The 13062-nt window shown below is 63.4% G+C and carries 13 protein-coding genes and 1 tRNA gene; 8 read left to right on the top strand and 6 right to left on the bottom strand.

Going from position 1 to position 13062, the window contains the following annotated elements:
- Positions 1-55: 55 nt before the first annotated feature.
- Positions 56-667 carry an SCO family protein gene (locus BVH73_RS12955; RefSeq protein WP_079419285.1) on the bottom strand — a complete coding sequence of 204 codons (612 nt, stop codon included), beginning with the start codon at positions 665-667 and terminating at the stop codon, positions 56-58.
- A 312-nt stretch (positions 668-979) separates the two neighbouring features.
- On the opposite strand from BVH73_RS12955, the gene BVH73_RS12950 reads away from it, so the two are divergent.
- Positions 980-1225, top strand: coding sequence for a hypothetical protein (locus BVH73_RS12950; protein ID WP_079419283.1), 246 nt, complete (start codon positions 980-982; stop codon positions 1223-1225).
- Between the two features lie 16 nt (positions 1226-1241).
- Here the strand turns inward: BVH73_RS12950 and BVH73_RS12945 are convergent, their stop codons facing one another.
- Positions 1242-1865: an SCO family protein gene (locus BVH73_RS12945; RefSeq protein WP_245800343.1), complete on the bottom strand. Its 624-nt coding sequence runs from the start codon at positions 1863-1865 to the stop codon at positions 1242-1244.
- A gap of 207 nt (positions 1866-2072) precedes the next feature.
- On the opposite strand from BVH73_RS12945, the gene BVH73_RS12940 reads away from it, so the two are divergent.
- Positions 2073-3032 carry a substrate-binding domain-containing protein gene (locus BVH73_RS12940; protein ID WP_154048494.1) on the top strand — a complete coding sequence of 320 codons (960 nt, stop codon included), beginning with the start codon at positions 2073-2075 and terminating at the stop codon, positions 3030-3032.
- 76 nt (positions 3033-3108) lie between these two features.
- On the opposite strand, the gene clpB is transcribed toward BVH73_RS12940, so the two are convergent.
- From clpB to BVH73_RS12925, 3 genes are all read right to left on the bottom strand, one after another.
- Positions 3109-5694 carry an ATP-dependent chaperone ClpB gene (clpB, locus tag BVH73_RS12935; protein WP_079420631.1) on the bottom strand — a complete coding sequence of 862 codons (2586 nt, stop codon included), beginning with the start codon at positions 5692-5694 and terminating at the stop codon, positions 3109-3111.
- A gap of 103 nt (positions 5695-5797) precedes the next feature.
- The gene (locus BVH73_RS12930; protein ID WP_079419279.1) at positions 5798-8203 is read right to left on the bottom strand and encodes a Tex family protein; all 2406 of its coding nucleotides are present in this window, start codon (positions 8201-8203) and stop codon (positions 5798-5800) included.
- 66 nt (positions 8204-8269) lie between these two features.
- Positions 8270-9136: an MBL fold metallo-hydrolase gene (locus BVH73_RS12925; protein WP_079419277.1), complete on the bottom strand. Its 867-nt coding sequence runs from the start codon at positions 9134-9136 to the stop codon at positions 8270-8272.
- Positions 9137-9228: 92 nt separating this feature from the next.
- Between BVH73_RS12925 and BVH73_RS12920 the strand changes: the two genes are divergently transcribed.
- From BVH73_RS12920 to BVH73_RS12895, 6 genes are all read left to right on the top strand, one after another.
- Positions 9229-9573, top strand: a complete 345-nt coding sequence (locus BVH73_RS12920) for an ArsR/SmtB family transcription factor (RefSeq protein WP_079419275.1) — start codon at positions 9229-9231, stop codon at positions 9571-9573.
- Positions 9574-9688: 115 nt separating this feature from the next.
- The gene (locus BVH73_RS12915) at positions 9689-10138 is read left to right on the top strand and encodes a YeeE/YedE family protein (RefSeq protein WP_079419273.1); all 450 of its coding nucleotides are present in this window, start codon (positions 9689-9691) and stop codon (positions 10136-10138) included.
- Positions 10139-10141: 3 nt separating this feature from the next.
- Complete coding sequence (locus BVH73_RS12910; RefSeq protein ID WP_079419271.1) at positions 10142-10612, top strand: DUF6691 family protein; 471 nt, start codon at positions 10142-10144, stop codon at positions 10610-10612.
- A gap of 148 nt (positions 10613-10760) precedes the next feature.
- Positions 10761-11084, top strand: a complete 324-nt coding sequence (fdxA, locus tag BVH73_RS12905) for a ferredoxin FdxA (RefSeq protein ID WP_079419269.1) — start codon at positions 10761-10763, stop codon at positions 11082-11084.
- Positions 11085-11142: 58 nt separating this feature from the next.
- Complete coding sequence (locus tag BVH73_RS12900; protein ID WP_154048493.1) at positions 11143-12246, top strand: NAD(P)/FAD-dependent oxidoreductase; 1104 nt, start codon at positions 11143-11145, stop codon at positions 12244-12246.
- Between the two features lie 72 nt (positions 12247-12318).
- Positions 12319-12394: transfer RNA gene (locus BVH73_RS12895), tRNA-Asn, on the top strand.
- A gap of 388 nt (positions 12395-12782) precedes the next feature.
- Here the strand turns inward: BVH73_RS12895 and BVH73_RS12885 are convergent.
- Positions 12783-12986, bottom strand: a complete 204-nt coding sequence (locus BVH73_RS12885; protein ID WP_079419267.1) for a DUF3563 family protein — start codon at positions 12984-12986, stop codon at positions 12783-12785.
- Positions 12987-13062 lie beyond the last annotated feature (76 nt).

Raw genomic sequence — 13062 nt, 5'->3', positions numbered from 1 at the left:
ATCAAAAAGGCCCGGAATCTCCGGGCCTTTTTGCTCTGCTGCAGCAAAACAACGCTCAGGCTTCGTCGGCGATCAGTTGCTTGAGATCGTGAACGAAGGCCGACGGTGGGTTGGTGTCGGAGGCCAGCAGACGGATACGTCCGTTGGGGCCGAAGATATACACCCCGGCGCTGTGATCGACCACATAGTTGCCCTGCGCATCGGGCTTGCCATAGCTGAACGCCACGCGATAGCGGCGGGTGATGGCGTCGATCTGCTTCATGCTGCCGGTCAGACCGATCGCGTTCGGGCTGAAGGCCTGGGTGTAAGCCTTGAGAATCGTGTTGCTATCACGCTTGGGGTCCACGCTGACGAACAAAATGCGTACGTCCTTGCCTTCGGGGCCGAGCTGCTGGACAACGTTGGACATCAGCTGCATGGTGGTTGGGCAGACGTCCGGGCAGTGGGTGTAGCCGAAATAGAGCAGGACGATCTTGCCTTTGTAGTTCTCCGCCGTCACCTTCTGACCCAGGTCGTTGGTCAGTTGAAAATCCAGATTGGGCATCACACCGGTGATGTTGTTGAGCTGCCAGGTCTGATCGTGGTGTCCGCAGGCAGCCAGAGACAAGGCCAGCGCGCTCAGAAGAAGGAGGCGGCGGGACCGGGACAGGGGAGAGGTCAGCGTCATGGTGGGTTTCGCAGAAAACGTCGGTCGCATCAGACAAAGGTAGATTGTGCCGTGTCCCAGCGGGCCCAGGGCCTTGTGGGACTTGTGGGGCGGGGAAAGCGCAAAGGGGGGCGATGCCATGCTGCGGTGGATTTGCCACCTCATGGACGTTAGGGGCTGAAGCCGCTGGCTCAGGGTGCCTCACAGCCCTTTTGCAGCCCGCGATCCTCAAGCCCGAAGTCTCCTGGGCGTCACAACTCTTTACGAGACAGCGCGCAACCTATCACGATCGCCCAGATCCAAACCGTTCTCACACCGTTCGTGGAGTGCGCCATGTCCCGACCCACCTTGTTCAAAGCCCTCCTGGCAGGCGCCGTCACGACGCTGGTCACCGCGGCACTCACCGTGCATGCCGCCAGCGCACCAAGGCTGCCCCTCGTGGCCATCAACGTGCTGCATTTCGCTGCGCTGGATCACCACGCCCTGCCCCTCACCGCCCTGTCGCCCGGACAGCGCGTGATGGTGGTCAACGACACGCACCGTGCCTTGCAGGTCAAGGGGTTTGCACGCAGCGGCTAAGGCCAATCAAGCGCAGTCAAACCAGCTTCTGCCACCAGCTCTCGTTGGCGTCGGCCAGAAGCTGGCGCACGTCATGGGCGATGCCTTCTGGCGGCGTGAGTTCGGTGCCGATCAGACGGCCCTTGCCGTGCGGCCCGAACACATAGATCGCGGCACTGTGATTGACCACATAGTTGCCATGCGCGTCGGGCTTGCCGTAGGAATAGTTGACGTGGTAGCGATCGGCCAGGGTCTTGGTCTGCGCCACCGTGCCACTGAGCCCGATGGCACTGGACATGAAGGCATGCACATAGGCGTCGAGCACCTTGGGCGTGTCGCGCTTGGGATCGACGGTCACGAAGATCACCTGCACATCCTTGGCCCGAGGCCCCAGCAACTGCTCGGCCCGGGCCAGATGCGCCATCGTGGTCGGGCAGACGTCCGGGCAGTGCGTGTAGCCGAAATACAGCACCACCACCTTGCCGAGAAAGTCCTTGGAAGACTCGGGCTGGCCGCTGCTCGATGTGATGTTCGTGAACTGCAGCGGCAGCATGATTTTCGGCCCGATGTAGTCCATCGCCCACTTCTGCTGCTGCTCCTGCGGGGCACAGCCCGCCAGGGCCAGCGTCAAAGCCAGCCCTGCCAATGACAAACGGTACAAGCCGTCCTCCTGAATGCTTGAGTGATACAAAAAGGGAGCCAGCCGTGACGGATTGGTTCATCAGACTTGCCGACCGACACAACACTCACACTTTGTCTCGCTTGAGGAAAACCCGCTCGGCAGGCTTTAGGGTCAAATGTAAATTGAAAGCGTGGAGGATGACACTCCATCTTCCGATACTCGATACTCACTTCCTGGGACACCTTCATGTTGGACTTCAAACCCCGATGCGCCGATAGGCCATGGCGCCGCATCGCCCTTGCCAGGGGCTTGCTTGCCTGTCTTCTGGCCAGCCTGATTCTGCCTTTCGCCGCACACGCCGCAGCCGACAAGAGCGCAACCGCGGCCGCCCAGCCAAACGCGCTTCTGGGACTGAACTTCGGTCTGGCCGTGGGCAACCAGCAGGATCAGTACGTTGCGGCACAGGCGCTCTCGTCCCTGCTCGGCAATGCCGTTCACCGCAAAATCATCTGGGAAAGCGGCTTCAACCTCGCCAAGACCCAGCCGACCGGCGGCAATGAAGCGCTTTCCTTCCGTTATGCCTTCGTCAAGCCCCCCAACCTCACTGCCGCTTTGCTGGGCAAGGGATGGCATCTGGTCGCCGTGGGCGAGGACACGATTCACTTCGGCACCGATCTGATCGCCCCGTCCTGCCCGGGCCAGCCGGGCAAGGTGCTGCTCGGCGGCAACTCCCTGAGCATCCTCGATATGGGAACCCACCCCGCGCAAACCTGCGTGACGCCCGATCAGGTCTGGCAATCCCCGTCTGCGGTCATGCTCGCGCCGAAGGAAGGCAGTCTGGTCGATCTCATCGCGCAAAAAATCTGGCGTGAGCACGGGGCGATCCCCCAGCACATTGCGAGGGTACAGACGCAGAACGCGGTGGTCGGGCTGATGCGCGACATGCATGTGGCGGCAGTCGGGGTGGTCACGCCGGTCGTGGCCAAGGCCTGGGCCGCGCAAGGCGGCATCGTGCTGGCGCATCGCCCCATGCCTTTCTGGGCCTTGGTGGCCGCTCCGGACGTGCCCCTGCAAGAGATTGCCGATGCACGCAGCGCGCTGATGAGCCCCTCGACGGCCGCGGTGAACAAGGCGCTACACATTCCCGGCTGGATCGACGGCGACCCCAAGCAGTACGCCGACTTTCTCAAGTGGCTGAAAGGATGAAGGGCTGAAGGGTCAAGCCCCTTTGAGCTTGTGAATTTTTAGGGCATGGCTGAAATGTCCACAAGCTCCCCCCGCTTCAATCGCGATCGAACACGATCTCGCCGCCGCGCACCTTCACCGGAACCACATCCTTCGGGCCGAAGCGGCCTTCGAGGATGAGCTTGGCCAGCGGGTTCTCGATGCGGCTCTGGATCGCCCGCTTGAGCGGCCGCGCCCCGAACACCGGATCGAAGCCCGCGCGCGCGATCTCGGCCAGCGCCTCGCTGCTCACATCGAGCCGCATATCCATCTGCGCCAGCCGCCCTTCCAGGCTGTGCAGCTGAATGCGCGCGATGTCGGCAATCTGCGCCTCGCCCAGGGCGTGGAACACCACCACTTCGTCGATGCGGTTGAGGAACTCGGGGCGGAAATGCTGCTTCACGTCCTCCCAGACCGCGTCGCGGATGGTCTGCTGCGGCTGCCCCGCCATGGCCATGATGTGGTGTGAGCCCAGGTTGCTGGTCATCACGATCACCGTGTTCTTGAAGTCGACAGTGCGGCCCTGGCCGTCGGTCAGGCGACCGTCGTCCAGCACTTGCAGCAGCACGTTGAAGACGTCGGGGTGCGCCTTCTCCACCTCGTCGAACAGAATCACGCTGTAGGGCTTGCGGCGCACGGCCTCGGTCAGATAGCCGCCCTCGTCATAGCCCACATAGCCGGGCGGCGCGCCAATCAGCCGCGCAACCGAGTGCTTTTCCATGAACTCGCTCATGTCGATGCGGATGAGGTGCTCGTCCGAATCAAACAGGAACTCGGCGAGCGCCTTGGTCAGCTCGGTCTTGCCCACCCCGGTTGGGCCGAGGAACAGGAAGGAGCCGTACGGCCGCCGCGGATCGGACAGACCGGCCCGTGAACGGCGAATCGCGTCGGACACGGCGCGGATGGCCTCGTCCTGCCCCACCACGCGGCGGTGCAGGCGCTGTTCCATGTGCACCAGCTTGTCGCGCTCGCCCTGCATGAGCTTGGATACGGGAATGCCCGTGGCCCGGCTGACCACCTCGGCAATTTCCTCGGCCCCCACCTGGGTGCGCAGCAGGCGGCGCGCCTGGGCCGATCCACCGACCTCGGTTTCCTTGGCCTGGGCCTCGTGCAGACGCCGCTCCAGCTCCGGCAACTTGCCGTACTGGAGTTCGGCCACCTTGTTGAAGTCGCCCTTGCGTTTGAATTCCTCGATCTCGAAGCGCAGCTTGTCGATCTCTTCCTTGATGTGCGCCGAGCCCTGCACGGCGGCCTTCTCGGCCTTCCAGATTTCGTCGAGGTCGGCGTATTCGCGGTCGAGCTTGGCCAGCTCCTCCTCGATCAGCGCCAGGCGCTTGCGCGAAGCCTCGTCCTTCTCCTTCTCCACGGCGGCACGCTCGATCTTGAGCTGGATGCGCCGACGGTCGAGCTTGTCCATCGCCTCCGGCTTGGAGTCGATCTCGATCTTGATCTTGGCCGCGGCCTCGTCGATGAGATCGATGGCCTTGTCCGGCAGGAAGCGGTCGGTGATGTAGCGGTGGCTCAGCTCAGCCGCGGCCACGATGGCCGGATCGGTGATGTCCACGCCGTGGTGCACCTCGTACTTCTCCTGCAGGCCGCGCAGGATGGCGATGGTGTCCTCCACGCTGGGCTCGTCCACCAGCACCTTCTGGAAGCGGCGCTCCAGCGCGGCGTCCTTCTCGATGTATTTGCGATATTCATCCAGCGTGGTCGCGCCGATGCAGTGCAGCTCGCCGCGCGCCAGCGCCGGCTTGAGCATATTGCCGGCATCCATCGCGCCCTCGGCCTTGCCCGCGCCGACCATGGTGTGGATCTCGTCGATGAACACCAGCGTCTGGCCAGCGTCCTGCGCCAGTTCTTTGAGCACGTTCTTCAGCCGCTCCTCGAATTCGCCGCGAAACTTCGCCCCCGCCAGCAGCAGCGCGATGTCCAGCACCAGCAGGCGCTTGCCGCGCAGGCTGTCGGGAACCTCGTCGTTCACGATGCGCTGCGCCAGCCCTTCGACGATGGCGGTCTTGCCCACGCCCGGCTCGCCGATCAGCACCGGGTTGTTCTTGGTCCGCCGCTGCAGCACCTGGATGGCACGGCGGATTTCGTCGTCGCGGCCGATCACCGGGTCGAGCTTGCCCTGGCGGGCGCGCTCGGTGAGGTCGAGGGTGTATTTCTTCAGCGATTCGCGAGCGCCCTCGGCTTCGGCGCTGCTGACGTTCTGCCCTCCGCGCACCGCCTCGATGGCGCTTTCCAGCGACTTGCGAGTCAGCCCGTTTTCGCGCGCGATGCGTCCGGCCTCGCCCTTGTCGTCGGCCACCGCGAGCAGGAACAGTTCACTGGCGACGAATTGATCGTTGCGCTTGGTGGCTTCTTTCTCGGTGATATTGAGCAGACCATTGAGCTCGCGGCTCACCTGCACGTTACCGTCGGTGCCTTGTACCTGAGGCAGGCGGTCAATGGCCTGCGCCGCCGACTGGGTGAGGCCGCCCACATTCACGCCGGCACGCGCCAGCAAGGCTCGCGGCCCCTCCTGAGCCAGCAAGGCATGCAGCAGGTGCACGGGCTCGATGTAGGCGTTGTCGTGCGCCACGGCCAACGACTGCGCCTCGCCGAGAGCCTCCTGAAACTGGGTGGTGAGTTTTTCGATCCGCATGGATTCCTCCGTCCTGAACTGCCGCATAGATACGGCTTTTCAGGTGGATTTTCAAGCGCGGTCGTGTTGGTTCCGTGGCGCGGCGAGAGGAGTCGCCCGATTTTCAGCGTTTGAGCTTGGCAAACGCCGCCGCCATGGCGGTGTTCTGCGAGGCGGATGCGGTGGCCGTGCGCGAATGTCCCGCTCGGCCGCCCTCCTGGCGATCGCGGGGACGTGCGGGCAGGCCCGATCCGCCCGGCGCCAGTGGCGCATCCCGGGCGGGGTCGGCGGGACGCATGGACAGCGCGATGCGCTTGCGGGCCACATCGACCTCGACCACGCGAACCTTGACGATGTCGCCGGTCTTGACCACTTCGCGGGCGTCGTTCACGAAGCGCTGCGCCATTTGCGAGACATGCACCAGGCCGTCCTGATGCACGCCCAGATCGACGAAGGCGCCAAAGGCGGTGACGTTGGTGACCGTGCCTTCAAGCTGCATGCCGGGCTCCAGTTGTTTGAGGTCGTGCACCCCGTCGAGCAGCCTGGCCGTGCGGAACTCGGGACGCGGATCGCGACCGGGCTTCTCCAGCTCGGCCAGCACGTCGCGCACGGTGAATGCGCCAAAGCGATCGTCCACGAACTGTTCGGGGTGAAGTCTGGCGAGGGCTTCGCGCTGTCCCATCAGGGCGTCGATGGGGCGCCCGGCCGCCGCCAGCAGCCTCTCGACCAACGGATAGCTTTCCGGGTGCACGCCCGTGCGGTCGAGCGGATTGTCGCCGCCGTTGATGCGCAGAAAACCCGCGGCCTGCTCGAAGGTCTTATCGCCGAGGCCGCGCACCGCCTTGAGCGCCTCGCGGCTTGCAAAGGCGCCGGCCTGGTCGCGGTGCAGCACGATCTGCTCGGCGATGCGTCCGCTCAACCCCGCCACGCGGGCAAGCAGCGGCGCCGAGGCGGTGTTGAGGTCCACGCCCACGGCGTTCACGCAGTCTTCGACGATGGCATCAAGCTTGCGCGACAGCGCGGCCTGGTTCACGTCATGCTGGTACTGGCCCACGCCGATGCTCTTGGGGTCGATCTTCACCAGTTCGGCCAGCGGGTCCTGCACCCGACGGGCGATGGACACGGCCCCGCGCAGGCTCACGTCCAGATCGGGAAACTCGCGGCTCGCCAGACTGCTGGCGGAATACACCGAGGCGCCGGCCTCGCTCACCGTGAGCTTGGCCAGGCCGGGCTGGTTGGCGTGGCGCAGCAGCTCGGCGGCAAGCAGATCGGTCTCGCGGCTCGCCGTGCCGTTGCCGATGGCGATGAGTTGCACGCCATGACGGCTGACCAGCGCCGACAGCGTGGCCAAGGCACCCTGCACATCCCGGCGCGGTTCGAAGGGGTAGACGGTGGCGGTCTCCAGCAGCTTTCCGGTGACATCGACCAGGGCGACTTTCACCCCGGTGCGGATGCCGGGATCCAGCCCCATGACGACCTTGGGCCCGGCAGGCGCGGCGAGCAGCAGGTCGCGCAGGTTCGCGCCGAACACGTCGATGGCGACGGCCTCCGCCTGCTCTCGCAGACGCGACAGCAGCTCGCGCTCGAGCGTCAGCGAGAGCTTCACCTTCCAGGTCCACTGGAGCACCCGGCGCAACCAGTCGTCTGCTGCACGCCCCTGATGGCTCCACCGCAGCAGCAGGGCAAGGCGCCCCTCGGCCAGGGCAATCAGCGCGGGAGCTGCACTGCCCTCGGGAGGGGGAGGCAGGTCGATGCGAGCATCGAGCATGTCCTGCGCCCGCCCGCGCAAGACCGCCAGAGCGCGGTGCGAAGGCACCTTGTCCAGCGGCTCGGCGTAGTCGAAGTAGTCGCGGAACTTGGCGCCTTCCTGTTCTTTTCCAGCGCGCACCTGGCTGATCAGGTGGCCGGTCTGCCAGAGCCATTCGCGCATGGGGGCGACCACGGCCGGGTCTTCGGCCCAGCGTTCGCTGAGGATGTCGCGTGCACCGTCGAGGCAGGCCTGGGGCGTGGAGGTGTCGGCCACGTCGTTGCTCTGCTGGGGACGGACGTACGCTGCCGCCTCCTGAAGGGGATCGGTCTGCGGCTGCTGCCACAGCAAGTCGGCGAGGGGCTCCAGGCCGGCCTCTCTCGCCTTCTGCGCCCGGGTGACGCGGCGAGGCTTGTAGGGCAGGTAGAGGTCTTCGAGTTCCTGCTTCTGCCCGGTCGCGTTGATGGCAGCCTGCAACGCCGGGGTGAGCTTGCCCTGCTCGGCGATGGACTGCAGCACCACCGCGCGTCGATCTTCGAGTTCACGCAGATAGAGCAGGCGCTCCTCCAACGTGCGCAGGTGGTCGTCGCTCATACCGCCCGTCACTTCCTTGCGAGAACGGGCGATGAAGGGGACGGTGGCGCCACCGTCCATCAGCTCGATCGCTGCCTGAATCTGCGAGGCCGGGAGCTGCAGTTCGGCGCTGAGCGCCTGCAACACCCGCCGCGCGGCGACCTGCGGTTGGGTAAACGGATTCGGTGAGGCGGTGTCGGCAACGGTCATGGCAGGCAAAAAACCTGCAGTCTAACCAGCTGCCCGGCAGTCGCCACTGGGCGCTTGCGGCGGCGCTTACAGCGCGTTCACGGGCACCTTGAGGTAGCTCACGCCGTTGGCCTCGGCCTTGGGCATCTCGCCTGCGCGGACATTGATCTGCACCGAGGGCAAGATGAGCGCGGGCATGTTCAGCGTGGCATCGCGCTTCTTGCGGAACGCCACAAAATCGTCCTCGGAGGTCTGGGCATTGAGCTGGACGTTGCCCTCGCGCTCGGCCTGCACCGTGGTTTGCCAGATCGGCTCGCGTCCGCCGGGCATGTAGTCGTGGCAAAGGTAGAGTTTGGTTTGTGGGGGCAGGCTGTAGAGCTTGTGCACCGACTGGAAGAGCACATGCGCGTCTCCCCCGGGGAAGTCGCATCGGGCCGTGCCGTAATCGGGCATGAACAGCGTGTCGCCCACGAACGCACAGTCGCCCACCAGATAGCTGACACAGGCCGGCGTATGGCCGGGCGTGTGCATCACACGAGCCTGCAATTTGCCGATGGCGAAGGCCTCGCCATCCTTGAACAGATGGTCGAAGGGTGAGCCATCCGTGGGCATCGAGCTGTCGTTGAAGACCTGGCTGAACACTTTCTGCACATCCTGGATGTGCTCGCCGATCGCGACCTTGCCGCCGAACAGCTTTTTGAGATACGGCGCGGCCGACAGATGATCGGCGTGGGCGTGGCTTTCGAGCAGCCAGTCCACCGTGAGACCCTGTTCGCGCACGAAAGCGGCGACCTTGTCGGCGAAATCGGTCTTGGTGCGGCCCGAGGCGTAGTCGAAGTCGAGCACGCTGTCGAGAATCGCGCAGTGACGGGTTTCCGGATCGATGATGCAGTGAGTCGCGGTGAAGGTCGGTGCGTGAAACCAGCTCTGGACGATGGGGGACTGCGTACTCATACGGGTATCTCCTAGGCGTTATGCGTTGCAGGAACACTATAGAAAAGAATATATTGTTTTTCCATTAGGAGTTACCTGATTGAGCCAAGTCAATGACAAGCGCACAAGAATCTGAAATTCCCAGCGTCGAAGCCATGCGCCGCAACTCGGAACAGGCCGGCGCCCTGTTGAAAACACTGGGCAATCCTGACCGTCTGCTCATTTTGTGCCAGATCAACCGCGGCGAGATCTGTGTGAGCGATCTCGAGGCTGCCTGCGACGTGGGCCAGCCCACCCTTTCGCAGCAGCTCACCGTGTTGCGAGCCCAGGGCCTGGTGAAAACCCGTCGAGATGGCAAGCGTGTGTATTACAGCCTGGCCAGTCCGGCAGCAAGCGCCGTGCTGATGACGCTGTATCAGATTTACTGCCACGGAGGCGACGAGCCGCCAGGCAAATGAGCAATGAGTGCCGCCGCGCTTGCATGTCGCGGCGGTACGGCAGGCGGCCTGACCAGAAAACTGGCTGGCGTCAATAAAACCAGAGACAACATGCCATGTCACGAAGGAGAGACAGATGTTCCACATCGATTGGACCCATTTCACCCCGGCTACTGCCATTCTCGGCGGTGCCATGATCGGGGCTGCCGCCGGTGCCATGGCGCTGGGCGGCGGCAAGATCGCAGGGATCAGCGGCATTTTCGGCGGCGCCATCAACGAGGCCATGCAGGGCAAACGACCGACGGCCTGGCGTCTGTGGTTTCTGGGCGGTTTGATCGCCGCCTCGTTCATCTGGGTGATGTTTCGCCCCATACCGGGCGCTCACTATGGCGAGTCCTGGCCCGTGATCGCGATCGGCGGACTGATCGTCGGCTTCGGCACCCGACTGGGTTCGGGCTGTGCCAGCGGCCATGGGGTCTGTGGACTCTCGCGGTTCTCTCCGCGCTCGATGGCAGCCGTGGGCACCTTCATCGGCATGGGCATGGCGACCACCTTCGTCATGCGCCACCTTCTGGGAGGAGCCTGAGCCATGAAGATTCTCGCTTTCATCAGTGGCGTCGTATTCGGCATCGGCCTGCTCGTATCGGGCATGACCGACCCGGCCAAGGTCATCGCCTTTCTCGACATTGCCGGCCCCTGGGACCCCAGTCTGATCCTGGTCATGATCACCGCCGTCCTGGTCGCCCTGGTGCCGATGCAAATGGCGCAGCGGCGCTCCCAGTCCCTCATGGGCGAGAAAATCGCCTTTCCCTCCACTCGGGGCATCAATGGCAAACTGATCGCAGGCAGCGCGATCTTTGGTATCGGCTGGGGCATGACGGGCCTGTGTCCTGGGCCATCGCTGGCGTCGCTGGCCGCTTCCACCTGGCAGGAGTGGCTGTTTTTCAGCAGTATGTTTGCAGGCATGATCGGCTTCGAGCTGTGGCAGCGCTTCGGCAAACCGGCGACTGCCACCACATCCTCGGGTCTGGTCAAAACGCCCGCGCCGAGCAAACCCTGAGCTGACGCGACCAACCACCGCCATCCGCGCGTCGGGGCGGTGGTTTTTTTCTGGACGCGCCTGTGGCGACATGCGGCTTTGACCTGATGCAGACTGCGTCATCCGGTGCCAGTTAAAATTCTGGGCTTTTACAGAATCGATTCCGCACATGACTTTCGTCGTAACTGAGAACTGCATTCGCTGCAAATACACCGACTGTGTCGACGTCTGCCCGGTGGACTGTTTCCGCGAAGGTCCCAATTTCCTCACCATCGATCCGGACGAATGCATTGATTGCGCCGTGTGTGTTCCGGAGTGCCCGGCCAATGCCATCTACGCCGAGGAAGATGTGCCCGGCGATCAACAAGCCTTCATCAAGCTCAATGCCGAGTTGTCACGGCAATGGCCCAGCATCACCAAGCGCAGGGCCGCTCCCGATGACGCCGACGAGTGGAAGGACCAGCCGAACAAGTTGCAGTATCTGCAGCGCTGAAACGCGCATCCGCGCCGCTACCGAAGGCGGCCCCTCACATCTTTCACCCAACATCCGCATGGACATGTCCAACGCCTCCACTGCCGCGTCGGCCGCATCCGTCGCCACCGACATCATCGAAACCGACGCCGTGATCATCGGCGCCGGGCCGGTCGGACTGTTCCAGGTCTTTGAGCTCGGACTGCTTGAGATCAAAACCCACGTCATCGACACGCTGGCCTATCCCGGCGGGCAATGCGTTGAGCTCTACCCGGACAAGCCGATCTACGACATTCCGGCCGTCCCGGTCTGCACCGGGCAGGAATTGACCGACAACCTGCTCAAGCAAATCGAACCCTTCGGCGCCACTTTTCACCTCGGACAGGAAGTCACCGCACTGGAGCCCCAGCCGGATGGCCGCTTCCTGATCGAAACGACCCAATCCACTCGTCTGCTCACCAAGACAGCCTTCATCGCCGCCGGGGTGGGATCCTTCCAGCCTCGTACCTTGAAAGTGGACGGCCTGGACAAGTTCGAAGGCAGCCAGCTGTTCTACCGGGTCCGCAACCCGGCCCAGTTCGCCGACAAGAATCTCGTCATCGTCGGTGGAGGCGACTCCGCGCTCGACTGGGCCCTGCACTTCGTGCAGTCCGCAGAAAACAAGCCCGAGAGCGTGACCCTGATCCATCGTCGCGATGGCTTTCGCGCCGCCCCCGCATCTGTCGCGCAGATGCATGCCCTATGCGAGCAACACGAAATGCAGTTCCTCGTCGGTCAGGTCAGCGGCTACGAGGAGAACGCCGAGGGACGGCTGCACATGATCAAGGTCACAGGCAACGACGGCATTACCCGCCGCCTCCCGCTGGACCTCTTGCTGGTCTTCTTTGGCCTGTCGCCCAAGCTCGGACCGATCGCCGAATGGGGACTGGACATCGAACGCAAGCAGCTCGTGGTGGATACCGAGAAGTTCCAGACCAGCATTCCCGGCATTTTCGCGGTGGGCGACATCAACACCTACCCGGGCAAGAAAAAACTCATTCTCTCCGGCTTTCACGAGGCCGCGCTGGCCGCTTTCGGCGCAGCCCCCTTCATTTTCCCGGAGAAGAAAATCCACCTGCAGTACACCACCACAAGCCCCAAACTGCACAAGGTACTGGGTGTGGAAACACCAGTTTTTGACTGAGATCGCTCTTAACAAACGCAATTGTGAGTTGACGCCCAAGCGATCTGACTCTATACTTTTTTGCTTTGCTGTTCCTCGATAGCTCAGTCGGTAGAGCGCCGGACTGTTAATCCGTAGGTCCCTGGTTCGAGCCCAGGTCGAGGAGCCAACAAATTCAAAGCCTCACGCATCCGCGTGGGGCTTTTTCATTTTGCATGGCGGTGTCGCACAGCCACCGCTTGCTAGCCCGAATCGTCATCCTCAGGCGCGATATCTGCCCGAGGATCAATCGACTTGCCTTCGACAAGCGGGGCAAAATATTTCGCCGCGCGTAGGCTGCCGTCAAAGGCGACGGGCGTGGGGTCCCAGCAGGGCTTGCTCCAGCGCAGCAGTCTTACGCTCGAACTGGGATGCACCAATGAGTGAACGCTCGATCAGTCCGGCCTCTACCGCGGCTGCATATCGCAGGCGCAGCAGATCAAAGGGCCACTGAAGGCTTTGATGGCAGACCCTCTGCGTCCATTCTGCCCAGCCGTCCAAGAAGGCCGCCGAGGCCGTCACCACGGCATCCGCAAGGCTTGGGATCGGGGCACGTCGGCCCAAGTCCAATCCTGCGCGTTGGATCCGCGAAGTTCCAGTTCCCTGATGCGGCGTTCAAAGTCGCACGCGTCGACCGACTGGGCAAGGTAGTGTTCATCCTCGTTTTGATGAAATTCAACGCGGGACAGCAGCTTTTCGAGAAATCGCTTGATGGGGTTCATGATGCTTGAAGGACAGCGCGCTCCTTGTGGGGGCGATTGCCTAAAATCAGGGATAACCCTAATCATAGGCGAGATG

The sequence above is a fragment of the Thiomonas intermedia genome, from assembly GCF_002028405.1.
Classification (GTDB): domain Bacteria; phylum Pseudomonadota; class Gammaproteobacteria; order Burkholderiales; family Burkholderiaceae_C; genus Thiomonas; species Thiomonas intermedia.
This window is presented reverse-complemented; position numbering and strand designations above follow the sequence as displayed.